Genomic DNA, 25,885 nt, shown 5'->3' with positions numbered 1-25,885 from the left:
CCTCCCCGCGTGAATCCATCACAGCAGCCACGCCCTGCCCGGCTGACGATCGGCGTCGTCGGAGCCGGCCGGGTCGGCCCCGCGCTGGCCCGCGCGCTCCAGCACGCCGGGCACCTGCCCGTCGCCGTGTCCGGCGTCTCCGACGCCTCGGTGCGCCGCGCCGCGCGGATGCTGCCCGACGTGCCCCTCGTAACGCCCGCACAGGTATTCGAGAAGGCCGACCTGGTCCTCCTCACCGTGCCGGACGACGCGCTGCCGTCCCTGGTCGAGGGCCTCGCCGAGACCGGTGCGATCCGGCCCGGGCAGCTCCTCGTCCACACCTCCGGGCGGTACGGGACCGCCGTGCTCGACCCGGCGCGCCGCGCGGGCGCGCTGCCGCTGGCCCTGCACCCCGCGATGACCTTCACCGGCACCGAGGTCGACGTGCAGCGGCTGGCCGGCTGCTCCTTCGGCGTCACCGCCCCCGCCGAGCTGCGGCTCGCCGCCGAGGCCCTGGTCATCGAGATGGGCGGGGAGCCCGAGTGGATCGCGGAGGAGAACCGTCCGCTCTACCACGCGGCCCTCGCCCTCGGCGCGAACCACCTGGTCACCCTGGTCGCCCAGTCGATGGAGCTGCTGGGCAAGGCCGGGGTCGAGCACCCCGACCGGATGCTCGGCCCGCTGCTCGGCGCCGCCCTCGACAACGCCCTGCGCTCCGGCGACGCGGCCCTGACCGGCCCGGTGGCCCGCGGCGACGCCGGTACGGTCGCCGCGCACGTCTCGGAGCTGCGCAAGCACGCGCCCGGCGCGGTCGCCGGGTACCTGGCGATGGCCCGCACCACCGCCGACCGGGCCCTCGCGCACGGACTGCTCAAGCCCGAGCTCGCCGAGGACCTGCTCGGTGTCCTCGCGGACACCGATCCCGACGGGAGCGACCAGTGACCGGGCTGCTGCTGCACACCGCGGAGGAGCTGCACCAGCTCCCGCGCACCGGCCGCCGGGCCGTGGTGATGACCATGGGCGCCCTGCACGAGGGCCACGCCACCTTGATCCGCTCCGCCCGCGAGCAGGCCGGACCGGGCGGCCAGGTCGTCGTCACCGTCTTCGTCAACCCCCTGCAGTTCGGGGCGAACGAGGATCTCGACCGCTACCCCCGCACCCTCGACGCCGATCGGCTGATCGCCGAAGAAGCGGGCGCCGACGCGGTGTTCGCCCCCGCCGTCGACGAGGTCTACCCGGGCGGCGACCCCCAGGTGCGGATCAGCGCCGGCCCCATGGGCGAGCGCCTCGAAGGGGCCACCCGCCCCGGCCACTTCGACGGCATGCTGACCGTCGTCGCGAAGCTGCTCCACCTCACCCGGCCCGACCTGGCGCTCTTCGGCCAGAAGGACGCGCAGCAACTGGCCCTGATCCGGCGGATGGTGACCGACCTGAACTTCCCCGTCGAGGTGGTCGGCGTACCGACCGTCCGCGAGGAGGACGGGCTCGCGCTGTCGTCCCGCAACCGCTACCTCTCCCCCGCCGAGCGGCGCACCGCCCTGGCCCTGTCCCGCGCCCTGTTCGCCGGGCAGGACCGGCTCGCCGCGCAGGCGGCGCTGCGCGCCCGCGCCGAGGCCAGCCCGGCCAGCGACGAGCGGGCCAGCGCGCTGGCCAAGCTCGGCGAGATCCGCGCCTCCGCCGACGCGCACGCCGTCTCGGCGGCGGGCACCGGGCTGCCGGACGCCGTACGGGCCGCCGCGCACCACGTCCTGGTGGAGGCGGGCCGCCACGAGCCGCCGCTCGTACTGGACTACCTGGCGCTGGTGGACCCGCAGGACTTCACCGATGCCGCGCCCGAGTTCACCGGGCAGGCCGTGCTGGCCGTCGCCGCGAAGGTGGGCACGACCCGGCTGATCGACAACATCCCACTGGAATTCGGAGCACACTCGTGAGCACCCCAGGCAGAGGCCTCCCGTCGGACGGCGCGGGCGCAGGCGCAGGCACCGGCATACGGCTGCACGCGCCCGCCCCCGGCTGGTCCGTCGACGCCGACGTCGTGGTCGTCGGCTCCGGCGTCGCGGGGCTGACCGCGGCGCTGCGCTGCGCCGCCGCCGGCCGCCGTACGGTCGTGGTCACCAAGGCCCGGCTCGACGACGGCTCCACCCGCTGGGCCCAGGGCGGCATCGCCGCGGCCCTCGGCGAGGGCGACACCCCCGAGCAGCACCTGGACGACACGCTGGTCGCGGGCGCGGGCCTGTGCGACGAGGCGGCCGTCCGGCTGCTCGTCACCGAAGGCCCGGACGCGGTACGGCGGTTGATGGCCACGGGCGCCGTCTTCGACACCTCCGCGGAGACCGGGGAGATAGAACTGACCCGCGAGGGCGGCCACCACCGGCGCCGGATCGCGCACGCGGGCGGCGACGCCACCGGGGCCGAGATCTCCCGGGCGCTCGTCGAGGCCGTGCAGGCCGCGGGGATCCGTACCGTCGAGAACGCCCTCGTACTGGACCTGCTCCAGGACGCGCGGGGCCGTACGGCCGGGGTCACGCTGCACGTCATGGGCGAGGGCCAGCACGACGGCGTCGGCGCCGTCCACGCGCCCGCCGTGATCCTCGCGACCGGCGGCATGGGCCAGGTCTTCTCCGCGACCACCAACCCGTCGGTGTCCACGGGCGACGGAGTGGCGCTCGCACTGCGCGCCGGGGCCGAGGTCTCGGACCTGGAGTTCGTGCAGTTCCACCCGACGGTGCTCTTCCTCGGCCCGGACGCCGAGGGCCAGCAGCCCCTCGTCTCGGAGGCGGTCCGTGGCGAGGGCGCCCACCTCGTCGACGCGGACGGGGTGCGCTTCATGGTCGGCCAGCACGAGCTCGCCGAACTGGCCCCCCGCGACATCGTCGCCAAGGGCATCATGCGGCGCATGCAGGAGCAGAGCGCGCAGCACATGTACCTGGACGCCCGGCACTTCGGCGCCGAGATGTGGGAGCAGCGCTTCCCGACCATCCTCGCCGCCTGCCGCTCCCACGGCATCGACCCGGTGACCGAGCCGATCCCGGTCGCGCCCGCCGCGCACTACGCCTCCGGCGGCGTACGGACCGACCTGCAGGGCCGCACCACCGTCCCGGGCCTGTACGCGTGCGGCGAGGTCGCCTGCACCGGTGTGCACGGCGCGAACCGGCTGGCCTCCAACTCCCTGCTGGAGGGGCTGGTCTTCGCCGAGCGCATCGCCGACGACATCGCCTCCCAGGCGCTCTCCGGCAACGGCCCCGGCATACCGGTACCCGCGACCGGCCCGCTGCAGCCCGCCGAGGCGCGGCACGAGATCCAGCGGATCATGACGGACGGCGCGGGCGTGCTGCGCTCGGCCGAGTCGCTGCGTACGGCCGCCGAGGCCCTCGAGGGCCTGTACGCGACCGCCTTGAACAACCTCGAAGCGCACGGCAAGACCGCCGAACCGGGGGTGGACACCTGGGAGGCCACGAACCTGCTGTGCGTGGCCCGGGTGCTGGTCGCCGCCGCGCAGCGGCGCGTGGAGACCCGCGGCTGCCACTGGCGCGAGGACCATCCGGACCGGGACGATGCCGCCTGGCGCCGCCATCTGGTCGTCCGGCTGTCGGCGACCGAGAAGCGGGCGCTGGTCGTCACCCCCACCGACTCCGCGGACTTCCCGTCCGTGCACGTACCCCTCAGCACCCAGAGCCTGGAGCAGTGACCGTGAGCACCCCCGACGAACTTCCCCTGATCGACCAGAACGACGGCGGCTGCGGCGACGACTGCGCCTGCGGTGACGGCGAGGAGACCGGCCTGGACCCGGCGCTGGCCCAGCTGCTGGAGGACGCCGGGCTGGACCCCGTCGAGGTCGAGGACATCGCCCACATGGCGCTCTCCGAGGACCTGGACGGCGGGGTGGACGTCACCACCGTCGCCACGGTGCCCGAGGACGCGGAGGCCGTGGCCGACTTCGTCGCGCGCGAGGACGGCGTCGTGGCCGGACTGCGCATCGCCGAGGCCGTGTTCTCCGTGGTCTGCACGGAGGCCTTCGAGGTGGAGCGGCACGCGGAGGACGGCGACACCGTCAAGGCCGGGCAGGTGCTGCTGTCCGTACGCTCGCGCACCCGCGACCTGCTCACGGCGGAGCGCAGCGCGCTGAACATCCTGTGCCGCCTGTCGGGCATCGCGACCGCCACCCGCCGCTGGGCGGACGTGCTGGAGGGCACCTCGGCGAAGGTCCGCGACACCCGCAAGACCACGCCGGGGCTGCGCGCGCTGGAGAAGTACGCGGTGCGCTGCGGCGGCGGCGTCAACCACCGCATGTCGCTGTCGGACGCCGCGCTCGTCAAGGACAACCACGTGGTGGCCGCGGGCGGCGTCGCGCAGGCCTTCAAGGCCGTACGGGAGGCCTTCCCGGAGGTCCCGATCGAGGTCGAGGTCGACACGATGGAGCAGATCGGCGAGGTCCTGGAGGCCGGCGCCGACCTGATCCTGCTGGACAACTTCACGGTCGCGCAGACCGCCGAGGCCGTGGCCCTGGTCGCCGGCCGCGCCGTGCTGGAGTCCTCGGGCCGCCTGACCCTGGACACCGCCCGGGCGTACGCGGAGACCGGGGTGGACTACCTGGCCGTCGGCGGGCTGACCCACTCCTCCCCGATCCTGGACATCGGCCTCGATCTGCGCGAGGCGGTGTAACCCGTGCTCCTCACCATCGACGTAGGCAACACCCATACGGTCCTGGGCCTGTTCGACGGTGACGAGATCGTCGAGCACTGGCGCATCTCGACCGACCCGCGCCGCACGGCCGACGAGATGGCCGTGCTGATGCAGGGCCTGATGGGCATGCACCCGATGCTCGGCAGCGAGCTGGGCGACGGGATCCACGGCATCGCGATCTGCTCGACGGTGCCGTCGGTCCTGCACGAGCTGCGCGAGGTCACCCGCCGCTACTACGGCGACGTGCCGGCGGTGCTGGTGGAGCCCGGGATCAAGACGGGCGTGCCGATCCTCATGGACAACCCGAAGGAGGTCGGCGCGGACCGCATCATCAACGCGGTCGCGGCGGTCGAGCTCTACGGGGGCCCGGCGATCGTGGTCGACTTCGGTACGGCCACCACCTTCGACGCGGTGTCCACGAAGGGCGAGTACGTGGGCGGGGTGATCTCCCCGGGCATCGAGATCTCGATGGAGGCCCTCGGCGTACGAGGCGCCCAGCTGCGGAAGATCGAGCTGGCCCGCCCGCGCAACGTGATCGGCAAGTCGACGGTCGAGGCGATGCAGTCGGGCGTGGTGTACGGCTTCGCGGGCCAGGTCGACGGGGTCGTGACCCGGATGGCCAAGGAGCTGGCCGGCCCGAACGGCGACCCGGACGACGTCCGGGTCATCGCCACCGGCGGGCTGGCCCCGATGGTGCTGGGCGAGTCCTCGGTGATCGACGACCACGAGCCGTGGCTGACGCTGATCGGCCTGCGCCTGGTGTACGAGCGCAACGCCCCCAACTTCGAGTAGGGGGACGGGCGTACGGGTGTCCCCGGCTTCACCCGCGCGAGCGGGGAAGCCGGGGCACGGGCGGGGCGGCGCTGTTAATGTGACCAAATGCCCCGTGACACGGCGTACTTGGAGATTGCCGACGCCCTCCGGAAGCGGATCCTGGCCGCCGAGTGGCCGGTCGGCGCCCGGTTGCCGTCCCGGGCGCGCTTCGCCGAGGAGTACGCGGTGGGGCAGTACGTCGCGCAGCGCGCGATGGAGCTCCTGATCATCGAGGGCTTCCTCGAGGGCCGCGCCGGGTCCGGCACCTACATCCGTGTCCCGCGCAAGCGGATGCGGATCCCCCGCTCCCGGCTGCGCCGGCTGAGCGGCCCGGGCGGCCGCGACAACGGCGGCGGGACCTGGCAGGCGCGCTCCAAGGCCCGCACCCCGGCGCCCGAGCGCATCGCCGGGCGGCTGGCCATTTCCACGGGCGACCCGTGCGTGCACACCTCGTACGCCTTCCTGGCCGAGGGGCGGCCGGTGGAGACCTGCGAGTCCTGGGAACCGATGGCGGTCACGGACCGCACCCCCGTCGTCCTGCCGGAGAGCGGGCCGCTCAAGGGGGCGGGGGTGATCGAGCGGATGCGGTCGATCGGGGTGACGGTCGTGTCGGCGACCGAGATCCCGCGCCCCGCGCGCGCGACCCAGACACAGGCCAACCTGCTCAACATCAGCGTCGGCGACCTGATCACCGAGATCGAGCGGACCCACTACGCGTCGGACGGCCGCCCGGTGGAAACCGCCGACATCGTGATCGCCGACCGCCGCGCGGAAGTCGCGTACGAGATCACGTACGCCTAGTCGCAGCCGTTTCAGCCCCGCCTGGGGGCCCCTCCCAGCGGTAGCTGGGGGAGTTTGAGGCGCGGGGCCTGGGGCGGAGCCCCAGCAGCGGACCCGCACCCATGCGGCCCTGTCCCCCGCACACCCAGCGGAGCGCCCCGGCAGAATGGCCTGATGAGCGTCACCATCGACATCGCCGGGCTCCCCGCCGAGCGGATCTCCTTCACGCCCTCGCCGCTCGCCGAGCTCTGCATGGCCCTGCACGCGCTCTCGCAGCCCGCCCACCACCCCCGGCTCGCCTCCTGGACCGCCGCCACCGCCGCCGCGCTCGATCCGTGCCTCGCTGACCGGCTGCTGGAGGCCGAGTTCATGTGGCGCAGCTCCTTCTCCGACATCTTCATGCCCTTCGCCGGAGTCCCCGGCGGGACCGGCCTGCCCGGCGCGACCCTGGCCGAGGAGCTCGACGTACTCGACCGGATGGACGACGACCGGTTCGTGACGGCCGCCCTGGAACACTGCTGGCTCGCCACCTACAACGACGGCGGCGGGCCCTCCCCGCTCAAGGACCCCGCAGCCCGGGCCAAGGCGCTGGAGACGGCCGCCGCCCGCGGCCCCCGCCAGCTGGACTTCTCCATCCGGCTGCTGGACGACACCGCCGCCGTCCGGGTGTGGATGCGGCGGCTCATCGAGGACTGCGACGAGGCGTTCTTCGCCGCGACCTGGAAGCTCGTCGAGCCCGCGCAGAGCGCCGACGCCCGGCACAAGACCGAGCTGCTGCGCCGCAAGGGGCTGCCGGCCGCGCTGAAGGAGGTCTCGGCGGCGCTCGGCGTCGACGAGGGCCGCACCACCATCACCGCCGACAAGATGGTGGACGGATCGACGACCGCCACCGACCACCGAATAGGCACCGGCCTGGTCTTCATACCGACCAACTTCGGCTGGCCGCATCTGCTGGTGCTGCACGCACCGGGCTGGCGTCCCGTGGTCCACTATCCGCTCGGCACCCCCGAACTGGGCTCCCCGCCCGGATCGGTGGAGCTGCTCCAGCGGCGGATGGAGGCGCTGGCGCATCCCATGCGGATGATGCTGTGCCGGAGCCTGGCCCGGGCCCCGTACACGACGAGCGAGCTGGCGACCGTGTACGGGATCACCGCGCCGGAGGTGTCACGGCATCTGGCCGTCCTGAAAAAGGCCGGTCTGATCCATACACGACGCCAAGGCCGGTATGCCCAGCATCAGTTGGATCTGCCCGTGGTCGCACGCATCGGCTCGGACTTCATCGAGGGCATCCTGCGCTAGGCGAAGTTCGCCGATATACGGATTTCATAAACCGGAATCAGCTAAAACTCTGGCCAGAGCGGCTCTTTGCTGCATAACGTGCGTCCACCGTTTGGCCCTGCTCGCACTTTTGCCGTGGAAGGACCTTGCATGCCCTCACGCCGTATAGCCGCTGCGACCGCCGCCCTGGCGGCCGCGGCCCTCGTCTCCCCGCTGCTGCTCGCCGGGCCGGCCGGCGCCACGAGCCCGCAGAGTGACGCCGCACGCGGTGACGCGCTGGCCAGGAAGCTGGTCAAGGACGCGACCGGCAAGGGCGCGTACAACCACCTGAAGGTCCTGCAGTCGATCGCGGACTACAACAACGGCACGCGCGTGGCCGGTTCCAAGGGGCACGTGCAGTCGGCGAAGTACATCGAGGCCGTGATGAAGGCGGCCGGCTACGAGGTCACGAAGAACGAGTTCGACTTCGTGTACGTCGAGACCATCGCCGAGAAGCTGACGGTCAACGGCGCGAACGGGCGCGACGTCCCGATCCACCTGATGACCTACACGGCCAGCACCCCGGCCGAGGGCGTGACGGCCCAGGTCGCCGTCGCGCCGGTCGACGCGGACGGTACGAACGGCTGCGAGCCCGGAGACTTCGCCGCCGGTGCCTTCACCGGCAAGATCGCCCTGGTCAAGCGCGGCGGCTGCACCTTCGCCGTCAAGCAGGCCAACGCGGCGGCGGCCGGCGCGGTCGGCGCGGTCATCTACAACAACACCGCGGGGGCCCTGAACGGCACCCTCGGCGACGCGAACGCGGGCAAGGTCCCGACCGGCGGCATCACCCAGGCCGACGGCGAGAAGCTCGCCGCCGACGCCGCGGCCGGTCCGGTCGAGATCACCCTCGACATCCGCCAGTTCCGCGAGAACCGCAAGACGTACAACGTGGTCGCGGAGACCCGCGGCGGCGACGAGAACAACACTGTCTTCCTCGGCGCGCACCTCGACTCGGTCGCGGCGGGCCCGGGCATCAACGACAACGGCTCCGGCTCGGCCGGCATCCTCCAGGTCGCGCAGCGCCTCGCCGGCAGCCAGACGAAGATCAAGAACAAGGTCAAGTTCGCCTGGTGGTCTGCGGAGGAGTACGGCCTGCTCGGCTCCGAGGCGTACGTCGCGGGGCTGACGGAGGAGCAGAAGAAGCAGATCAAGCTCTACCTGAACTTCGACATGATCGCCTCGCCGAACTCCGCGTACTTCGTCTACGACGGCGACGACTCGGACGGCGTGGGCGCGGGCCCCGGCCCGGAGGGCTCCGCCCAGCTGGAGAAGGGGATCACCGACTTCCTCGACTCCAAGAGCATCCCGCACGCGGGCACGGACTTCTCCGGCCGCTCGGACTACGGCCCGTTCATCGAGGTCGGCATCCCGTCCGGCGGTACGTTCACGGGCGCCGAGGGCATCAAGACGCCCGAGGAGGCCGCGAAGTTCGGCGGCCAGGCGGGTGTCGCCTACGACGTGAACTACCACGCCAAGGGTGACGACATCACGAACATCGACCAGAAGGCGCTCGACATCAACGTCGACGTCATCGCGAACGCGGTCGGCCACTACGCCTTCGACCTGGCCCCGCTCTCGAAGCCGGTCGTCTCCGTGCCGACGCCCGGCGGCAGCACGGGCGGCGGCGGCCTGCACGAGGGCCACGACGAGGTCACTCAGTAGGAACGAGCTCTGAAGGTCTGAAGATCTGGCGGAGGGGCGGGGTCCCGGAAGGGATCCCGCCCCCTCCTGTCATCTCGCCTGCGCGTCCTCGCCGGTCCAGGCCGGGATGCCGACCGGCTGGACGAGCCAGCCGAAGGCGCCCAGGCCCGTGCGCGAGGTCAGTTCCGCCGCTTCTCCCGCGGAGGCGAGGCCGCGGACGTAGCCCGCCGGGTCCGTGGAGGCCAGGGCCAGCGGGGGGCGGGTGCCCGAGACTCCGAGGGCGGTCAGCGCCTCGCGCTGGGTCAGCAGCACCGAGTCCGGTCCCGCGCACGCGTCCAGTGCCACGTGGGCGGTGACATCGCAGCTGCCGTCCGGGACCGGCGGGACCTCCCGGCCGCCGCGGAAGCCCGTCAGCGTGCCGTACGGGGGCCTCGCGTCCCGGGTGTGGGCGTAGTCCACCGCCACCGCCAGGCCCCGCTCCAGGCTCGCCACCGCCGTCGCCCAGGCCTCGTCGCGGGCCCGGCCGATCTCGGCGCGGCCGCCGCCGGGCCACCACCGCTCCAGCCAGGCCAGGTCCGCGCCGTCCAGCGGGCCGCCGGGGCTCTCCGTACCGTCCGGCGCGACCAGGACGTACCGCCCGTCCTCCGCGACGTCGAGGGGCACGTTGTCCAGCCATTCGTTGGCGAAGAGCAGCCCCGTCGTCCGTTCGGGTGGCGCCGCGACCCAGCGGATCCGCGCATCGAGCCCCGGGGGCCGCTCCGCGCGCTCCACGGCGTACGGACGCACCCGCGCGGCCACCTCGGCCGGCAGCGCGGCGAGCACCCCGGCCAGCAGCTCGGCCCGCCCGGCGCCCACGTCGACCAGGTCCAGTTCCGCCGGGTGGCCGAGCTGCGCGTCGACCCACCGCAGCAGCCGGGCCACGGCACCCGCGTACAGCCCCGAGGCGTGCACGGAGGTGCGGAAGTGCCCGGCGGGGCCGGGCCCGTCCGGCCGCACGTAGAAGCCGCCGGGCCCGTACAGCGCGTTTTCCATCGCACTGCCCCACCGGACCGGAGTCGCGTATCCACCCTGGGTGCTCATCACACGAAGGCTATGCTCACCCTCCACCTTGGGGAGTACGCCCCCAGGGCGAGGTTGGAACCTCTGGTTGACTCCAGCACCTATCTGCGTTCCCTACTCTGGGTTACGTGCAGCGCCTCTACGACTTCCTCCGCAGACACCCGACGGGCGTCGACAGCTTCTGGGCTGTCCTCCTCTTCGGGGTCTCGATGCTGAACGTCGTGTCCGAGACCTCCATCGGCGGCTCCATGAAGCTGGCCGCCGTCCCCGTGGTGGTCGCGCTGAGCACGGCCGTGGCACTGCGGCGCAGGTGGACGCAGGCGATGTTCTGGCTGACCCTCGGAGCGGGGGTCTACCAGCTGGCCCTGGGCATCGTCGCGGGGTTCTACGACGTCGCCATGTTCGTGATCCTGTTCACCGTCGCCGCGAGCGAGGTCCCGCGCTGGGTCTCGCGCACCGCGCTGGGCTGGGGGCTGGCCGCCGCGCCGCTCTACTTCCTGCGGCACGGCGTGGACAAGGGCACGAACGAGGTCGACAACGTCCTCTTCGCCCTCTTCATGATCGTCCCGTTCGTCCTCGCCTGGGTGATGGGCGACTCCCTGCGCACCCGCCGGGCCTACTACGCCCAGCTCATCGAGCGGAACCAGCGGCTGGAGAAGGAGCGCGAGGCCCAGGCGAAGGTGGCCGTGGCCGGCGAGCGCGCCCGGATCGCCCGCGAGCTGCACGACGTCGTCGCGCACAACGTCTCGGTGATGGTGGTCCAGGCGGACGGGGCGGCGTACGTCATGGACGTGGCTCCCGAGCAGGCGAAGGAGGCCCTCCAGACCATCTCCGGCACCGGCCGCCAGGCCCTCGCCGAGATGCGCCGGCTGCTGGGCGTGCTGCGCACCGGTGAGCCGCAGGAGTCCGAGGACTACGTGCCCCAGCCGGACGTCGAGCAGATCGAGGTCCTGGTCGAGCAGGTACGGGCGGCGGGGCTGGCGGTGGACTTCGAGGTCGAGGGCGCGCCGCGGCGGCTGCCCAGCGGCGTCGAGCTGACCGCGTACCGGATCGTGCAGGAGGCGCTGACCAACACGCGCAAGCACGGGGGCCCCGACGCGACGGCGAGCGTCCGGCTGGTCTACTTCGACGACGGGCTCGGCCTGCTGGTCGAGGACGACGGGCGGGGCGCGGCACACGAGTTGTACGAGGACGGCGGCGCCGACGGCGCCGGGCACGGCCTGATCGGCATGCGCGAGCGGATCGGTATGGTCGGCGGAACCCTGGACACCGGGCCGCGGCCCGGCGGCGGCTTCCGGATCAGTGCGCTGCTTCCCCTGAAGAAGAGTTGAAGAGGACGAGGTAACGGATGTCCATCCGAGTGATGCTGGTCGACGACCAGATGCTGCTGCGCACCGGCTTCCGGATGGTGCTCGCCGCCCAGCCGGACATGGAGGTCGTCGCCGAGGCGGGCGACGGCCTGGAGGCGCTTGAGGTGCTGCGGGCCACGAAGGTGGACGTGGTGCTGATGGACGTGCGCATGCCGAGGCTCGACGGGGTCGAGGCGACGCGGCGGATCTGTGAGCCGGAGGAGCACCCGAAGGTCATCATCCTGACCACCTTCGACCTGGACGAGTACGCGTTCTCCGGGCTGAAGGCGGGCGCGAGCGGCTTCATGCTGAAGGACGTGCCCCCGGCCGAGCTGCTGGCGGCGATCCGCTCGGTGCACAGCGGCGACGCGGTGGTCGCCCCGTCCACGACGCGGCGGCTGCTGGACCGTTTCGCCCCGATGCTGCCGTCGACCACGCAGGAGCCGCAGAACAAGGAGATCGAGCGGCTGACGGAGCGCGAGCGCGAGGTCATGCTGCTGGTGGCCCAGGGCCTGTCGAACGGCGAGATCGCGGCCCGGCTGGTCCTGTCGGAGGCGACGGTCAAGACCCACGTGGGCCGCATCCTGACGAAGCTGAGCCTGCGCGACCGGGTCCAGGTCGTCGTCCTGGCGTACGAGACGGGCCTGGTCCGCGCGGGCGGCGGTTCCGCCTGACCGGTTCCGCCCGATCACGACGGTCCCTCTCGGGCCGTCGCCGTTGGCCCTACGCCCCCGCTTCGGTTTCCGGCGCCGTCATCCACCGGTCCGGACGGGCCGTGGCGCGCGAGGTGTGCGAGCGGGCCGCCTGGGCGCGCAGCAGCTCGGCGGCCTCGGCCGCCGCCCGCAGCCGGGCGGTGACCGTGCCGTTCGCGCCGGTGTCCACGTGCACGTCGGCCACCCCGCGGGCCCGCTCCCAGGGGCCCTGGGTGAGGCGGACGCTCTGCACCTTGGCGTGCGGGACGATCTCCGTACGGCGGCACAGGCGGCCGTGCCGGGCGGCGAACACGTCCGGGGAGACGGCCAGGGCGTAGCCCTTCCACCACACCGGGACCACCCAGCGCGAACCGGCCCCCGGGGAACCGCTGAACGACAGGGCCGCCAGGTCCACCCCCGGCAGCACCCGGGCGATCACGGCGTGCGCGGCGGCCCGCGACGCCACCGGGACCAGGACCTCGTTCTTCGAGCCCGCCACGGCCAGCTCCACGCGGACCCAGTCGCGCCGCCGCCACAGCAGCGGCTCCACGATCCGTACGGTCTGTACACGACCCGGCGGCACGGTCTCGTGGGCCCGGTCCAGCAGTCCGTGGTCCAGGCGCAGTCCGTCCGGGGACTCGGCGACCCGCCAGTCGTACTCGGCGAGGAACCGGCCCGCGCTGCCGGCCCAGACCGCGCCGAGCATCGGGAGCAGGGTGACGACGGCCGCCCACGGGTTGGAGCTGAGCCACCACACGATCACCGGCGCGACGAGCCCGCCGGCCAGCGCCGCCCAGACGCCGAGGCTCAGCAGCAGCGACACGGCGAGATCGCGCGGGCGCACGCCCAGCAGCTCTCGCTCGGGGGCCTCGCCCAGGCGCACCGCCTCCTCGGGGGCGAACCCGGCCGCCCGGGCCAGGAGCTCGGCACGCAGGGCCACGGCCTCCTTCTCGGAAAGGAAGGCCAGCTCGTCCTTGTCCTCGGTGCCGATGACGTCGAGGCGGAGTTTCGCGACCCCCACGAGGCGGGCCAGCAGCGGCCGGGTGACGTCGACCGCCTGGATCCGGTCGAGGCGGATGTGCGCGGCGCGCCGGAACAGCAGTCCGGTGCGGATGCGCAGCTCCGTGTCGGTCACGGAGTAGTGCGTGAACCACCAGCTCAAGAACCCGTACAGGCCGAAGACCAGGACCAGGGCCGCCAGCGCCAGGATCCGCAGCACGGCGGGCTGGTCCGCTATCCACGCCTGTGCCTTCTCGCCCTGCTGGAGGACCACGCCGACGGTCGCCGCGATCGGCACCCACGCGCGGCGCAGCGGGGTGAAGGGATGCAGCCGCTGCTCGGGGCTGGACACGGGCTCGGTCACAGGCCGGCCGACCTTGCCTGGCCGAGCTCGGTCAGCCGGTCGCGCAGCCGCTCCGCCTCGGCCGGCACCAGGCCCGGGATCCTGGCGTCCGTCGCGGCCGCCGCCGTGTGCAGTTGTACGGAGGCCAGCCCGAAGCGCCGCTCCACCGGGCCCGAGGTCACCTCGACCAGCTGCATCCGCCCGTACGGGACCACGGTCTGCTCCCGCCACAGCACGCCCCGGCTGATCAGCAGGTCGTCCGCGCGCTCGGCGTACCGCCAGGACCGCCAGTTCCGGCCGATCAGCACCCAGCCCCAGGCCAGGACGAGGAGCCAGACCACCCCCAGGAGGGCCCAGACCGGGCCGACGGACAGGCCCATGACTACCCCGGTCGCCACCGCCGCGACCACCGACCAGAGCACCAGCAGCATGCGGCGCAGCGCGAGCAGCCCGCCCGGCAGACCCACCCACTCGGGCTCCCGCGTCTCACCCGTCGTCCCCGTTTCCATCCCTCAAGCGTAGGGCTGAGACAATGCCCGCATGACGGAGACCACGGTCGGCATCGGCGGGGCGGCGGAGAGCACCGACATGGTGCTCAACATCGGCCCCCAGCACCCTTCCACGCACGGCGTGCTGCGCCTGCGCCTCGTCCTGGACGGCGAGCGGATCGTCAGCGCCGAGCCGGTGGTCGGCTACATGCACCGCGGCGCCGAGAAGCTGTTCGAGGCCCGCGACTACCGGCAGATCGTGATGCTCGCGAACCGCCACGACTGGCTGTCCGCGTTCTCGAACGAGCTCGGCGTGGTCATGGCGGTCGAGCGGATGCTCGGCATGGAGGTCCCCGAGCGGGCCGTGTGGATGCGGACGCTGCTCGCCGAGCTGAACCGGGTGCTGAACCACCTGATGTTCCTCGGCTCCTACCCGCTCGAACTGGGCGGGATCACCCCGATCTTCCACGCGTTCCGCGAGCGCGAAGAGCTCCAGGCCGTCATGGAGGAGATCTCCGGCGGCCGCATGCACTACATGTTCAACCGCGTCGGCGGCCTCAAGGAGGACCTCCCGGCCGGCTGGCTCGGCCGGGCCCGCGAGGCCATCGCCGACGTCCGCACCCGCATGGACGTCTACGACAAGCTCGTCCGCGGCAACGAGATCTTCCGCGGCCGCACCCGCGGCGTCGGCGTCCTGTCCGCCGAGGCGGTGCACGCGTACGGGGTCTCCGGCCCCATCGCCCGCGCCTCCGGCGTCGACTTCGACCTGCGCCGCGACGAGCCGTACCTCGCGTACGGCGAGCTCCAGGACGTCCTCAAGGTGGTCACCCGCACCGAGGGCGACTGCCTGGCCCGCTTCGAGGTCCTGCTGGACCAGACCCACAACGCGCTCGACCTCGCCGTGGCCTGCCTGGACCGGATGGCCGAGCTCCCGCCGGGCCCGGTCAACCAGCGCCTGCCCAAGGTCCTGAAGGCCCCCGAGGGCCACACGTACGCCTGGACCGAGAACCCCCTCGGAATCAACGGCTACTACCTCGTCTCCAAGGGCGAGAAGACCCCGTACCGGCTGAAGCTGCGCAGCGCCTCGTACAACAACATCCAGGCCCTCGCCGTGCTCCTGCCCGGGCAGCTGGTCGCGGACATGGTGGCGATCCTGGGCTCGCTGTTCTTCGTGGTCGGCGACATCGACAAGTAGCCATGAAAAACGGATGTGACCGGGGATCCGGCTCGTAGGCTGGGCCGATGACCACTGGCATATTCGCCGACTATCTGCGACGGCTCGGCATCACCGGACCCCACACCCCGTCCGCCGAGGGGCTCTTCGCCCTCCAGCGCGCCCACCTCGAGCGCGTCCCGTACGAGAACATCGACATCCAGCTGGGCCGGCCGCCCGGCATCGATCCCGAGCTGTCGGCCCGCCGCTTCGGCGCCGGGAGGGGCGGCTACTGCTTCCACCTCAACGGCGGTTTCGGCGCGCTGCTCGACTCGCTCGGCTACGACGTCACCCGCCACGTCGGCGGGGTGTCCGAGGAGCCCGACGCGCGGGAGGTCAACGGCAACCACCTGACGCTGACCGTACGCATCGACGGCGAGGCCTACTTCGTCGACGCCGGACTCGGTGACGGCCCGCACGAACCGCTGCCGCTGCGCGAGGGCAGCTACGAACAGAGCGGGTTCCTCTACCGTCTGACGCGGCTCGAGGGCGCCGAGCAGGGCTGGACCCTCCACAACACCGGCGGCCCGTTCCCCGTCATGAACTTCCGCTCCGCCCCGGCGGTGATGGCCGACTTCGCCCAGGAGCACGCGCGGCTGTCGACCGCGCCGGACTCCTCGTTCATACGGACCCTGTCGCTGCTGCGCCGCGACGCGACGGGCATAGACCTGCTGCGGGGCCGGGTGCTGAGCCGCATCGACCCCCACAAGGGACCCGTCGACCGGGAACTGGGCGGCCCCGAGGAGTTCTTCGACGTGCTGGCGGGGGTCTTCGGACGGGAGCTCGACGATCTGACCCCGGTGGACCGGGCCGCGCTGTGGGCCCGCGTGAACCAGGCCCACGAGGCGTGGCTGGCGTCCCGGCCGGCCTGATGTCGGTGCGGCAGGGCAGACTTGGGGCATGTCCCACTCACCACGCCGCGCCTGCCCCGCCTGCGGCCGCGACTGCGCCGTGACCGCCGGCCGGATCGCCCGCCACGATCCGCCGGCCGGGCGGGAGCGCGGCGATCTGGTGTCCTGCCCCGGCTCGCGGGCCCGGGTGATCCTCGGGGCGTCGGCTCCGACTCTGGACGGTTTCGTCCTGGGGCCGCATCCGGGGCAGCTGCCGCTGTTCTGAGCCCCTGTCCACAGGCTGTGGAAAACTTGTTCGACGTCAAGCCGGCCGGGGGCTAGGAGATCGCGGTGCGCAGCCGGGCCACGTCGATCGGCTCGGTCTCGTCGTGGGCCGTCAGGTCGATGACCTGGCCGCCCGCCGCGGGCTCCTCGTCCGGCGCCGCTTCGGCGGCAGGCTCGGCGGCCGCATCGGTGACCGGCTCGTCGGCCGGCTCGTCGGCCGCGGTCCGTGCCGACTCCGCCTCGTGGACCGCGAGGGCCTCAGCGCCGACCACGTCGGCCAGGTCCTCGTTCTGGACCGCCTCGATCGCCGCGCGGGCCTGTTCCGCGTTCTTGGTGCCGAAGAAGTCGAAGCCGCCCTCGACGCGGGAGGCGGTCCGCCGCTGCGCCGCATACGGTGCCACCGCCGCGGCCGGCCGACGGGCCGGGACCGGGGCCGCGGAGGCGGGCGCGCCCGCCGGCAGCGCGCGGGTGTGCGCCCTGCGGGCCAGCGCGCTCAGGGCCGCATGGGCCTTGGCGTAGCCGACCGCGGTGGGCGCTCCCGCCGCGGTGCGCTCCTCGGAGGCCGCCGTGAGCTCCTTGGGAGCCGCGGCCGGGCTCGCGGTGGCCTCGATGGCCAGCAGTCGGCGGCCCTCCAGGGCGCTCGCGCGCTCGGTCTCGGCGGTCGCGTACCGCCGCAGCAGCGCCGCGTGCTCGCCGCGCAGCCCGGCCAGTTCGACGCGCTTGGCACGCAGCTTGGCGTCCAGCCTGGCGCGCAGCAGCCGGGCTTCTTCGAGGTCGGATTCGAGCTCGGCTATCCGCTCGTCCGTCTTCCACTCGTCCTTGACCCGCTCGCGCGCGAGCTCCGCGACGCGGCGGCCGGCCGAGCGGTCCCAGGCTCGCATCACGACGGCGCCCGCGACCCCGGCGGTCGCCGTGAGGGCCACGAGCAGCCTCAGCGCTACTGGTTCCGCGAGAAGCCAGGCCGCTCCGGCACTGGCGAGGGACACGCCGGCGACCGTCGTCGGCGTGAGAAGCCGGTGCAGGGGTTCTGGATTGCGGTGGCGTCCACGGGGCATGGCCTGAAATTTACAGGGCGTGGAGGCCATGTGGGATACCCGCCCGGCAATCTCTTGCCGGGCAGTTGACCCACAATTCTCCATCAACCCGGTAACCGCTACTTGGTGAGAAGGCCCTTGGACTCCAGGTAGGCCTTGGCGACGTCCGCCGGCTTGGCGCGCTCGGCGTCCACCTTGCGGTTCAGGTCGACGAGGTCGGCCGTCGTGAGCGCCTTGGTCAGCTTGTCGAGCGCGGCCGCGACCTCGGGGGCGCCCGCGTCCTTGGCGTTGACCACGGGAAGCACGTTGTCGGCGTTCTGGAGCTTCTTGTCGTCCTCGAGCAGGACCAGGCCGTAGCCGTCGAGCGTGGCGTCGGTGGTGGTGGTCAGCACCAGCTGGTCCGCGCCGTCCTTCACCGCCTGCTTGGCCTGCGGGGTGCCGACACCCTTGGGGTCAATACCGGAAACCTGGATTCCGTAAGTCTTCGTCAGTCCGGGAGCGCAGAAGGGGCGGACGGCGCATTCGTCACCCGCCGCGATCTTCACCTTCAGTCCGGACTTCCCAAGATCGGAAAGCGACTTCAGGTTGTTCTTCTGGGCGAATTCCTTGGTCACCGCGAAGGCGTTCTGGTCGACCGCCCCGCCGGCGGGCAGCGCCTTCAGGCCGAGCGGCGCCGCGAGCTTCTCCAGGCCCGCCACCGTCGCCGCCACGTCGCTCGAGGCGACCGGCTTCTCCTCCGGCGCCTTGGGGCCGTTCACCTTGGCGTTCAGGAACTCCGCGAGGGTGGCCGCGTACTCCGGGACGACGTCGATCTCGCCCTTCTCCAGCGACGGTTCGTACAGCTCGCGGTTGTTGACCGTCTTGATCGACGTGCTGTAGCCCGCGTCCTTGAGGACCTGCGCGTACAGCTCGGCCAGCACGTTGGACTCGGTGAACCCGGCGGCGCCGATCACCAGGGCACCCTTGCCGCCCCCGGAGGAGGACGCGGCGGAGCCCGAGTCGCCGTCCTTGCTCTTCTCCAGGCTGTCGCCGCCGCACGCGGCCAGCGACACCGTCAGGGCGAGGCCGCCCAGGGACGCGCCGAGGACGCGCGTGGTCTTGCTCATGGAAGTTCTCCGTTCGAGGCGGGGGGAATGGGGCGAGGGAAGGGGATCAGCCGGACGGCGCGTCCGCCGGTCGCGGCAGCAGCCGGTCCGCCGCCACCAGGACGCCCTCCACCAGCAGGGCCAGCGCCGCCACCAGCAGGGCGCCGGCGACGACCTGCGCGGTGTTGTAGGTGTTGAACCCGGCGGTGATGATCCGGCCGAGACCGCCCTGGCCGACCATCGCCGCGATCGTGGCCGTGGCGATGACCTGGACGGCGCCCGAGCGCAGGCCGGTCATGACCAGGCGGCGGGCGAGCGGCAGCTCCACCCGGAAGAAGAGCTGGCCGCCGGACATGCCCATGCCCCGGGCGGCCTCCACCACCGAGCGGTCCACCTCGCGCATGCCGACGTACGCGTTCGTCAGCAGCGGCGGTATGGCGAACAGCACGAGCGCGGCGATGGTGGGCAGATAGCCCGCGTTGCGCAGCGGGGAGACCATGAACAGGGCCAGCACCGCGAAGACGGGCACGGCGCGGCCGATGTTGGAGACGTTGACGGCCAGGGCGCCGCCCTTGCCGAGGTGGCCGAGGAACAGCCCGACGGGCAGTGCCAGCGCGCAGGCGATCGCGAGGGCGATCCCGCTGACGTAGACGTGCTCGCCCAGCCGGTGCCAGACACCGCTCTCCCCCGACCAGTTGGCGCCGTTCGCCAGCCAGCCCCCGGCCTCTCCCAGTACGCCCATCACCTCAGGCCTCCTTCACGGACCGGGCGGACCGGCCGGATCGGGCGGTACGTGGGGCAGGTGCGGTACGGGTCCACGGCGTGAGCAGCCGCTGTACGCCGAGCAGCAGCAGGTCGGCCACGAGCGCGAGCAGCACGCACAGCACCGAGGCGGTGAGCACCTGGGCCTTGAAGGAGCTGTTCACGGCCGGGGCGATGAGATTGCCGAGGCCGCCCTTGCCGACGATGGAGCCCACCGTGGTCAGCGCGACCGTGGAGACGGTCGCGATCCGGACCCCGGCGAGCAGCGCGGGCAGCGCCAGCGGCAGTTCGACCTGCCACAGCAGCCGCCCGGGGCCGTACCCCATGCCGCGCGCGGCCTCCCGTACCTCCTCGGGGACGGCTTCCAGGCCGGCCAGCACATTGCGGACCAGGATGGTCAGCGAGTACAGCACCAGACCGGTCACCACCAGCGATGCCGAGAGCCCGAACACGGGCAGCAGCAGGGAGAACATGGCGAGCGAGGGGACCGTGTAGAGCAGGGTGGTGAAGGCGAGCACGGGCGCCGCCCAGCGCCGGCCGCGACGGGCCAGCAGGGCGAGCGGAAGGGACACGGCGATGCCGATGAGCACCGACACGCCTGTGATCCAGACATGTTCGAGGGTGGCGTCGGTGAGCTCCTGGGAGCGGGAGGAGACGTACTCCCAGCAGATCCAGTCGTTCGCCACCAGGCAGTTCTGCCCGGCCATGCTCCTCACCCCCTGCTACCGATCGCACGTCTTTCCGAAGACGCGGCCACGGGTGACCCTAACCCCCGGCACCGACAATGGCCTGAATCCTTCGCAGTCGCGTAACACTCTCCTAATAAACCCTTCGCCAAAGTGGCCGCGGGGTTAGGGGAGGATGGCGATGTGATCCGATTCGAGCATGTGACCAAGCGCTACCCCGACGGGACGACAGCCGTCGAGGACCTGTCCTTCGAGGTGGCGGAAGGCGAGCTGGTCACGCTCGTGGGACCGTCCGGCTGCGGCAAGACGACCACGATGAAAATGGTCAACCGCCTGATCGAGCCGACCTCCGGCCGGATCCTGCTCGGCGGCGAGGACATCTCCGCCGCCGACCCGGTCGAGCTGCGCCGCCGGATCGGGTACGTCATCCAGCAGGTCGGGCTCTTCCCGCACAAGACGGTGCTGGAGAACACGGCGACCGTGCCGCAGCTGATCGGCACCCCCAAGGCCAAGGCCCGCGCGCGGGCGGCGGAGCTGCTCGAACTGGTGGGGCTGGACCCGGCCGTGTACGGAGGCCGGTACCCGCAGCAGCTGTCGGGCGGGCAGCGCCAGCGCGTCGGCGTGGCCCGCGCGCTCGCCGCCGATCCGCCGGTGCTGCTGATGGACGAGCCGTTCGGCGCGGTGGACCCGGTGGTGCGCGAGCGGCTGCAGAACGAGTTCCTGACACTGCAGAAGACGGTGCGCAAAACGATCCTGCTGGTCACCCACGACCTGGAGGAGGCGATCCGGCTCGGCGACCGCATAGCGGTCTACGGGGCGGGCACCATCGAGCAGTTCGCCAGCCCGGCGGCGGTGCTCGCCGCGCCGGCCACCGACTACGTGGCCTCCTTCGTCGGCGCCGACCGGGGGCTCAAGCGGCTCGCGGTCACCGCGGTCGGGGCGGCCGATCTGGCGGAGGCGGACGGCAGGTCCCCGGCCCCGGCGGCGGCCGTGGAACTGGGGGCGAGCCTGCGCGAGGCGCTGGCGGCCCTGCTCCAGGAGGACTCGGGCCGGATCGGGGTCACGGACCCGGACTCCGGCGAACTGGTCGGCGTACTGACCCCGGAGGGCGTCCACCGGGCCCTGCGCCGGGCCCAGCTGCAAGAGGCGTAGCGGCAGGAGACGCAGCGGCAGGAGGCACGGCCGCCGGAGGCAAAGCGAAAGGGCCCGACCGGAGTCGGGCCCTTCCCCCTGCTGCCACGCCGCCCGGCCGTCAGGCCTGGATGCGACCGCTCATCCACATCAGCATCGGCGGGATCTCACGGCGCCACGTGTTGAAGTTGTGGCCGCCGCTGTCGAGGATGATCGAGGAGACCCGGTCCGGGCCCTTGACCAGCTTGATGAACTTCTTGGTGTCGCCGAGGTTCGGCTCGCCCGTCTCGCTGCTGGTGACGAGGAAGGACGTACCGGTCGGCTTCTTGTTCTGGATGCTGTGCAGGACGTTCGCACGCTGCTTCAGCTTGTCGTCCCCGCGGAACAGGTCGCCTGTCGTCGGGTCGTCGGGAGCCTCGTAGTACGCGGACAGACCCGCGGCGGCGCCGAAGGTCTGCGGGTAGTGCGCGGCGATCTTCAGAGCGCAGTAGCCGCCGGTGGAATTCCCGATGAAGCCCATGTTCTTGGGCTCCTTGCCCACCCGGAAGGTGTCCTGGATGGCCTGCGGCAGGTCCTCGCCGAAGAAGGTCTCGGTCTGCGGGCCGCCGGCTATGTCCACGCACTCGGTGTCACGCGGCGGCGCGACGGTCGGCCGCAGCATGACCAGGATCATCGGCTTCATCTTGCCCGCCTTGGACAGGCTGAAGGCCTTCATGGGGTAGTCGAGCCCTTTGATCAGGTTCTCGGCGGTGCCCGGGTAGCCGGTCAGTACGATGGACGCCGGAAAGTTCTCGTCCTTGTGCTGCGGCTGGAAGTACTCCGGCGGGAGCCAGACGTAGCCGGGGCTCGTTATCTTCGACTTCTGCCCGGATATGGCAACCTTCAGGATCTGACCGCCCACTTGCGGCTTGCCGCCTCCGGGCACGTCCAGCTTCTGCTTGTCGATGACCTTGATGTCCTTGCTGCTCATCGAGTGGTCGACGACTTTGCCGATGGACGTCTCCTGGCCGAACAGGTCGGCCCAGGACCCGTAGAAGAGGAACGACTTGTTAGCCGCAAGACCCACAGCCGAGAACAGCGCCAGCTGGGTCGCCAGCAGGAGGCCGATCCGGCCGGCGAACGCGCGCCAGGTGCGGCCCGAGAGCTTCGGCCAGAACCAGACGGTGGCCGCGAAGAGCAGCACACCGGCGAGGACGGCCAGCGCCAGAACCGTATTACTGGTGAGACCCATGAGCAGTCAGTCGACTTTCTGATGGCAGGACTGGAAATTTCCGACGGAAGAGTGAACCCGCTCCCCGTCGATGTCGTCCTAATGGACGCACCACACACCCCGGAGGCTGTCGCGGCCTTCGGCCACATGATCTCTCGCGGAGCAACGGGAAGCGATGTCTAGCAGGATAGATGGCGATAAGTCCGGACAGGTTCCGAAGCGGGTCCGCCGAATCCTCCGCGGGCCACGACCGGAGACCGTGCCCGGCCTCGTAGGTACGGCCGTCATGATCGTCGGCCTTCTGGACGTCGCGGCGGGCGTCTTCCCGCGGTTCCGGCACAGCCGGTTCCACGCCGTCACCGAGGTGCTGCCCGGTTCCCTGGGCCCCTTCGCGGCAGCCATGTCCATCAGCGCGGGCGTGCTGCTCCTGCTGCTCGCCCACGGCCTCAAGCGCCACAAGCGGCGGGCCTGGCGGGCCGCCGTGGTACTGCTGCCCGCGGGCGCCGTGGCGCAGTTCACCTACCGGCACTCGGTCATCGGCGTGGTCATCGCGGCGGTGCTCCTCGCCCTGCTCCTGCGGCACCAGGGTGAATTCAAGGCCCTGCCCGACCCGCGCAGCCGCTGGAAGGCGCTCGCGAACTTCGTGCTGATGAGCGCCGGTTCCATCGGCCTCGGCCTGGTCATCGTCAACGTCCACCCGGGCAAGGTCGTCGGCAACCCCGGCCTGTACGAGCAGATCACGCACGTGGTCTACGGACTCTTCGGCTTCGAGGGCCCCGTCGACTACGCCGGCCGGGTCTCCTGGACCGTCGGGTACTCCCTCGGCGCCCTCGGCATGCTGACCGCGCTCACCACCATCTACCTGGCCTTCCGCCCCGAGCACCCGGCCGCGCGGCTCACCGCGGACGACGAGGACAAGCTGCGCGAGCTCCTCGCCAGGCACGGCGGCCGCGACTCCCTCGGCCACTTCGCGCTCCGCCGCGACAAGGCCGTCGTCTTCTCCCCCAGCGGCAAGGCCGCCGTCACCTACCGCGTCGTCTCCGGCGTGATGCTCGCCTCCGGCGACCCCATCGGCGACGTCGAGGCCTGGCCCGGCGCCATCGAGCGGTTCATGGAGGAGGCCAAGGCCCACTCCTGGACCCCGGCCGTCATGGGATGCAGCGAGACCGGCGGCGAGGTCTGGACCCGCGAGACCGGCCTGGACGCGCTGGAGCTGGGTGACGAGGCGATTGTCGATGTCAAAGACTTCTCCCTGTCGGGCCGCGCCATGCGCAATGTCCGCCAGATGGTGAAGCGCATCGAGCGCAACGGCTACACCACCAAGGTCCGCCGGGTCAGCGAGCTCACCGACACCGAGCTCGAGCAGGTACGCGGCGCCGCCGAGGCCTGGCGCGGCACCGACACCGAGCGCGGCTTCTCCATGGCACTGGGCCGGGTCGGCGACCCGGGCGACGGCGACTGCTTCATCGCCACCGCCCACCGCGTCGAGGAGGGCGACACCAGCCCCTTCGGCGACCTGAAGGCCGTCCTGCACTTCGTCCCGTGGGGCTCCGACGGCATGTCGCTGGAGCTGATGCGCCGCGACCGCGCCGCCGACCCCGGCATGAACGAACTGCTGATCGTGGCCTCCCTGGAAGCCGCCCCCTCGCTGAAGATCGAGAAGGTCTCCCTGAACTTCGCGATGTTCCGCTCGGCCCTCGCCCGCGGCGAGAAGATCGGCGCCGGCCCCGTGCTGCGGATGTGGCGGAACCTGCTGGTCTTCCTGTCCCGCTGGTTCCAGATCGAGTCGCTGTACAAGTTCAACGCGAAGTTCCGCCCCCGCTGGGAGCCCCGCTTCGTCGTCTTCCGCACCACCCGCGACCTGCCCCGCATCGGTTTCGCCGCCATGCAGGCCGAGGGCTTCGTCACGCTGGCACTGCCCCGGCTCTTCGCCAGCCGCCGCCGCCCCAAGCCCGTCCGCACCTGCACGCACAACCACATGACGGCGGTCCCCAAGCAGGCCGAACGCGAGGTCCAGGCCGCGTAAGCGCCCGTGGTCCGGCCATGGCCCCGGCAGCCCGAGAGGCGCCGGGGCCCTGCCGTATCCAGGTCAGCCCTACCCTTGGACCTATGAACACCAAGCGCGGAGCCACCGGCAGGGGCCGGGTCGCAGGTCTGCCGGACTGGGACCGCTGCGGGGTCATGGGCGTCGTCAACGTCACCCCCGACTCCTTCTCCGACGGCGGCCGCTGGTTCGACACCACCGCGGCCGTCAAACGGGGCCTCGACCTCGTCGCCCAGGGCGCCGACCTCGTGGACGTCGGCGGCGAATCCACCCGGCCCGGCGCCTCCCGCGTCGACGAGGAGGAGGAGCTGCGCCGGGTCGTCCCCGTGGTCCGCGGCCTCGCCTCCGAGGGCGTCACCGTCTCCGTGGACACCATGCGCGCCTCCGTCGCCGCCCGGGCCGTCGCCGCCGGCGCACTCCTGGTCAACGACGTCAGCGGCGGGCTCGCCGACCCCGGGATGATCCCCGCGGTCGCCGCCGCCGAGGTGCCCTTCGTGGTGATGCACTGGCGCGGCTTCAGCGACGGCATGAACAGCCTCGCCGTCTACGAGGACGTGCTCGCCGAGGTCACCGCCGAGCTCCGGACCCGGATCGACGCGGTCGTGGCCGGCGGAATCGCCCCCGAGCGGCTCCTCGTCGACCCCGGCCTCGGCTTCGCCAAGAACGCCGAACACGACCTCGCCCTCGTCGCCCACCTGCCCGAGCTGCGCGCCCTCGGCTTCCCGCTGCTGGTCGCCGCCTCGCGGAAGCGTTTCCTCGGCCGGGTCCTGGCCGGCGCGGCCGACGCCGCCCCGCCGCCCGCCCGCGAGCGCGACGCCGCCACGGCCGCCGTCTCCGCCATCGCCGCCCACCAGGGCGCCTGGGCCGTACGGGTCCACGAGGTACGGGCGACCGCGGACGCGGTTCGGGTGGCCCGGGCCGTGGAAGGAGCGCTGTGACCACCGACCGAGAAGGAGCCCTGTGAGCAGAACCGACATCGAAGCGGTCGAAGAGGTCAACACGGCCTTCTACGAGGCCATGGAGCGGGGGGACTTCGACTCACTGTCGGCGCTCTGGCTCGATGACGAGATCTCCTGCGTGCACCCGGGATGGCCGGTGCTCTCGGGCCGCGGCGAGGTGCTGCGCTCGTACGCGCTGATCATGTCCCACACCGACTACATCCAGTTCTTCCTCACCGACATCAAGGTGGCCGTCATCGGCGACACCGCCCTGGTGACCTGTACGGAGAACATCCTCAGCGGCGGCCCCGCCGAGGACGGCGGGGAGCTCGGCCCGCTCGTAGGCCAGCTGGTCGTCGCCACGAATGTGTTCCGACGCACATCCGAGGGCTGGCGGCTCTGGTCCCACCACGGTTCACCGGTGCTCACGGAGTCCGACGAGGACGAGGAGGAGGACGCCTCCTGACCCCTCCGGCAGGGTCCGAGGTGTTTCGCAGGTAAATTCGAAGACGGACGACGCCGAC

25 protein-coding genes are annotated in these 25,885 nt (G+C 72.1%); 17 read left to right on the top strand and 8 right to left on the bottom strand.

The genetic code is table 11. The features are described from left to right. The first annotated feature begins 9 nt into the window (after positions 1-9). From OHA89_RS20840 to OHA89_RS20805, 8 genes are all read left to right on the top strand, one after another. A complete protein-coding gene (locus tag OHA89_RS20840) occupies positions 10-921 on the top strand; it encodes a Rossmann-like and DUF2520 domain-containing protein (protein ID WP_266609305.1) in 912 nt (303 codons plus the stop codon). Continuing rightward, on the top strand, positions 918-1,910 hold the full coding sequence (gene panC, locus OHA89_RS20835; RefSeq protein WP_257555676.1) for a pantoate--beta-alanine ligase: 993 nt from the start codon (positions 918-920) through the stop codon (positions 1,908-1,910). Before OHA89_RS20840 ends, panC begins: the two co-directional genes overlap by 4 nt. Further along, on the top strand, positions 1,907-3,667 hold the full coding sequence (locus OHA89_RS20830; RefSeq protein ID WP_266609304.1) for an L-aspartate oxidase: 1,761 nt from the start codon (positions 1,907-1,909) through the stop codon (positions 3,665-3,667). The genes panC and OHA89_RS20830 overlap by 4 nt, the downstream gene beginning before the upstream one ends. 2 nt (positions 3,668-3,669) lie before the next feature. Next, entirely contained in the window at positions 3,670-4,641 is a 972-nt protein-coding gene (nadC, locus tag OHA89_RS20825; RefSeq protein WP_266609303.1) for a carboxylating nicotinate-nucleotide diphosphorylase, read from the top strand. Between the two features lie 3 nt (positions 4,642-4,644). Next, complete coding sequence (locus OHA89_RS20820; RefSeq protein ID WP_215147887.1) at positions 4,645-5,454, top strand: type III pantothenate kinase; 810 nt, start codon at positions 4,645-4,647, stop codon at positions 5,452-5,454. Between the two features lie 87 nt (positions 5,455-5,541). Next, positions 5,542-6,276, top strand: a complete 735-nt coding sequence (locus tag OHA89_RS20815; protein ID WP_266609302.1) for a GntR family transcriptional regulator — start codon at positions 5,542-5,544, stop codon at positions 6,274-6,276. 153 nt (positions 6,277-6,429) lie between these two features. Further along, positions 6,430-7,554: a DUF5937 family protein gene (locus OHA89_RS20810; RefSeq protein ID WP_266609301.1), complete on the top strand. Its 1,125-nt coding sequence runs from the start codon at positions 6,430-6,432 to the stop codon at positions 7,552-7,554. 129 nt (positions 7,555-7,683) lie between these two features. Next, on the top strand, positions 7,684-9,234 hold the full coding sequence (locus tag OHA89_RS20805; protein ID WP_215147893.1) for a M28 family metallopeptidase: 1,551 nt from the start codon (positions 7,684-7,686) through the stop codon (positions 9,232-9,234). A gap of 69 nt (positions 9,235-9,303) precedes the next feature. On the opposite strand, the gene OHA89_RS20800 is transcribed toward OHA89_RS20805, so the two are convergent. Beyond that, the gene (locus OHA89_RS20800; protein ID WP_266609300.1) at positions 9,304-10,293 is read right to left on the bottom strand and encodes an SAM-dependent methyltransferase; all 990 of its coding nucleotides are present in this window, start codon (positions 10,291-10,293) and stop codon (positions 9,304-9,306) included. A 107-nt stretch (positions 10,294-10,400) separates the two neighbouring features. Here OHA89_RS20800 and OHA89_RS20795 point away from each other — a divergent pair, with 107 nt between their 5' ends. Next, the gene (locus OHA89_RS20795; RefSeq protein ID WP_215147904.1) at positions 10,401-11,603 is read left to right on the top strand and encodes a sensor histidine kinase; all 1,203 of its coding nucleotides are present in this window, start codon (positions 10,401-10,403) and stop codon (positions 11,601-11,603) included. A 17-nt stretch (positions 11,604-11,620) separates the two neighbouring features. Continuing rightward, entirely contained in the window at positions 11,621-12,295 is a 675-nt protein-coding gene (locus OHA89_RS20790) for a response regulator transcription factor (protein WP_215147906.1), read from the top strand. Positions 12,296-12,344: 49 nt separating this feature from the next. Here OHA89_RS20790 and OHA89_RS20785 read toward each other — a convergent pair whose 3' ends face one another. Both OHA89_RS20785 and OHA89_RS20780 read right to left on the bottom strand, forming a co-directional pair. Beyond that, a complete protein-coding gene (locus OHA89_RS20785; RefSeq protein ID WP_406366812.1) occupies positions 12,345-13,676 on the bottom strand; it encodes a PH domain-containing protein in 1,332 nt (443 codons plus the stop codon). Next, positions 13,673-14,164 (bottom strand): PH domain-containing protein, encoded by a 492-nt coding sequence (locus tag OHA89_RS20780; protein ID WP_266609298.1) that lies wholly within the window; start codon positions 14,162-14,164, stop codon positions 13,673-13,675. Before OHA89_RS20780 ends, OHA89_RS20785 begins: the two co-directional genes overlap by 4 nt. A 31-nt stretch (positions 14,165-14,195) precedes the next feature. On the opposite strand from OHA89_RS20780, the gene OHA89_RS20775 reads away from it, so the two are divergent. From OHA89_RS20775 to OHA89_RS20765, 3 genes are read left to right on the top strand one after another with little or no spacing between them, the layout of a single operon-like run. Continuing rightward, positions 14,196-15,338, top strand: a complete 1,143-nt coding sequence (locus OHA89_RS20775) for an NADH-quinone oxidoreductase subunit D (protein ID WP_215147912.1) — start codon at positions 14,196-14,198, stop codon at positions 15,336-15,338. Between the two features lie 47 nt (positions 15,339-15,385). Next, positions 15,386-16,228: an arylamine N-acetyltransferase gene (locus OHA89_RS20770; RefSeq protein ID WP_266609297.1), complete on the top strand. Its 843-nt coding sequence runs from the start codon at positions 15,386-15,388 to the stop codon at positions 16,226-16,228. Positions 16,229-16,256: 28 nt separating this feature from the next. Continuing rightward, on the top strand, positions 16,257-16,472 hold the full coding sequence (locus OHA89_RS20765) for a hypothetical protein (protein WP_257555666.1): 216 nt from the start codon (positions 16,257-16,259) through the stop codon (positions 16,470-16,472). Between the two features lie 52 nt (positions 16,473-16,524). Here OHA89_RS20765 and OHA89_RS20760 read toward each other — a convergent pair whose 3' ends face one another. The 4 genes from OHA89_RS20760 to OHA89_RS20745 form a co-directional block, all read right to left on the bottom strand. After that, positions 16,525-17,526, bottom strand: coding sequence for a hypothetical protein (locus tag OHA89_RS20760; protein WP_266609296.1), 1,002 nt, complete (start codon positions 17,524-17,526; stop codon positions 16,525-16,527). Between the two features lie 98 nt (positions 17,527-17,624). Then, a complete protein-coding gene (locus OHA89_RS20755; protein ID WP_266609295.1) occupies positions 17,625-18,611 on the bottom strand; it encodes an ABC transporter substrate-binding protein in 987 nt (328 codons plus the stop codon). A 46-nt stretch (positions 18,612-18,657) separates the two neighbouring features. Then, the gene (locus OHA89_RS20750; RefSeq protein WP_215141581.1) at positions 18,658-19,332 is read right to left on the bottom strand and encodes an ABC transporter permease; all 675 of its coding nucleotides are present in this window, start codon (positions 19,330-19,332) and stop codon (positions 18,658-18,660) included. A 4-nt stretch (positions 19,333-19,336) separates the two neighbouring features. Then, on the bottom strand, positions 19,337-20,059 hold the full coding sequence (locus tag OHA89_RS20745; protein WP_266609294.1) for an ABC transporter permease: 723 nt from the start codon (positions 20,057-20,059) through the stop codon (positions 19,337-19,339). Between the two features lie 162 nt (positions 20,060-20,221). On the opposite strand from OHA89_RS20745, the gene OHA89_RS20740 reads away from it, so the two are divergent. Continuing rightward, the gene (locus OHA89_RS20740; RefSeq protein ID WP_257555661.1) at positions 20,222-21,190 is read left to right on the top strand and encodes an ABC transporter ATP-binding protein; all 969 of its coding nucleotides are present in this window, start codon (positions 20,222-20,224) and stop codon (positions 21,188-21,190) included. Positions 21,191-21,290: 100 nt separating this feature from the next. Here OHA89_RS20740 and OHA89_RS20735 read toward each other — a convergent pair whose 3' ends face one another. Beyond that, positions 21,291-22,400, bottom strand: a complete 1,110-nt coding sequence (locus tag OHA89_RS20735) for an esterase family protein (protein ID WP_257555660.1) — start codon at positions 22,398-22,400, stop codon at positions 21,291-21,293. Positions 22,401-22,554: 154 nt separating this feature from the next. Here OHA89_RS20735 and OHA89_RS20730 point away from each other — a divergent pair, with 154 nt between their 5' ends. The 3 genes from OHA89_RS20730 (at position 22,555) to OHA89_RS20720 (ending at position 25,827) form a co-directional block, all read left to right on the top strand. Next, a complete protein-coding gene (locus tag OHA89_RS20730; RefSeq protein ID WP_266609293.1) occupies positions 22,555-24,405 on the top strand; it encodes a phosphatidylglycerol lysyltransferase domain-containing protein in 1,851 nt (616 codons plus the stop codon). 83 nt (positions 24,406-24,488) lie between these two features. After that, on the top strand, positions 24,489-25,361 hold the full coding sequence (gene folP / locus OHA89_RS20725) for a dihydropteroate synthase (RefSeq protein WP_266609292.1): 873 nt from the start codon (positions 24,489-24,491) through the stop codon (positions 25,359-25,361). 22 nt (positions 25,362-25,383) lie between these two features. Continuing rightward, positions 25,384-25,827, top strand: a complete 444-nt coding sequence (locus tag OHA89_RS20720; RefSeq protein WP_215141593.1) for a nuclear transport factor 2 family protein — start codon at positions 25,384-25,386, stop codon at positions 25,825-25,827. Positions 25,828-25,885: the final 58 nt, after the last annotated feature.

This window comes from Streptomyces sp. NBC_01546, assembly GCF_045208355.1.
GTDB lineage: Bacteria > Actinomycetota > Actinomycetes > Streptomycetales > Streptomycetaceae > Streptomyces.
Note: the sequence above shows the minus strand (reverse complement) of the source record. Positions and strands in the feature narration are given on the sequence as shown.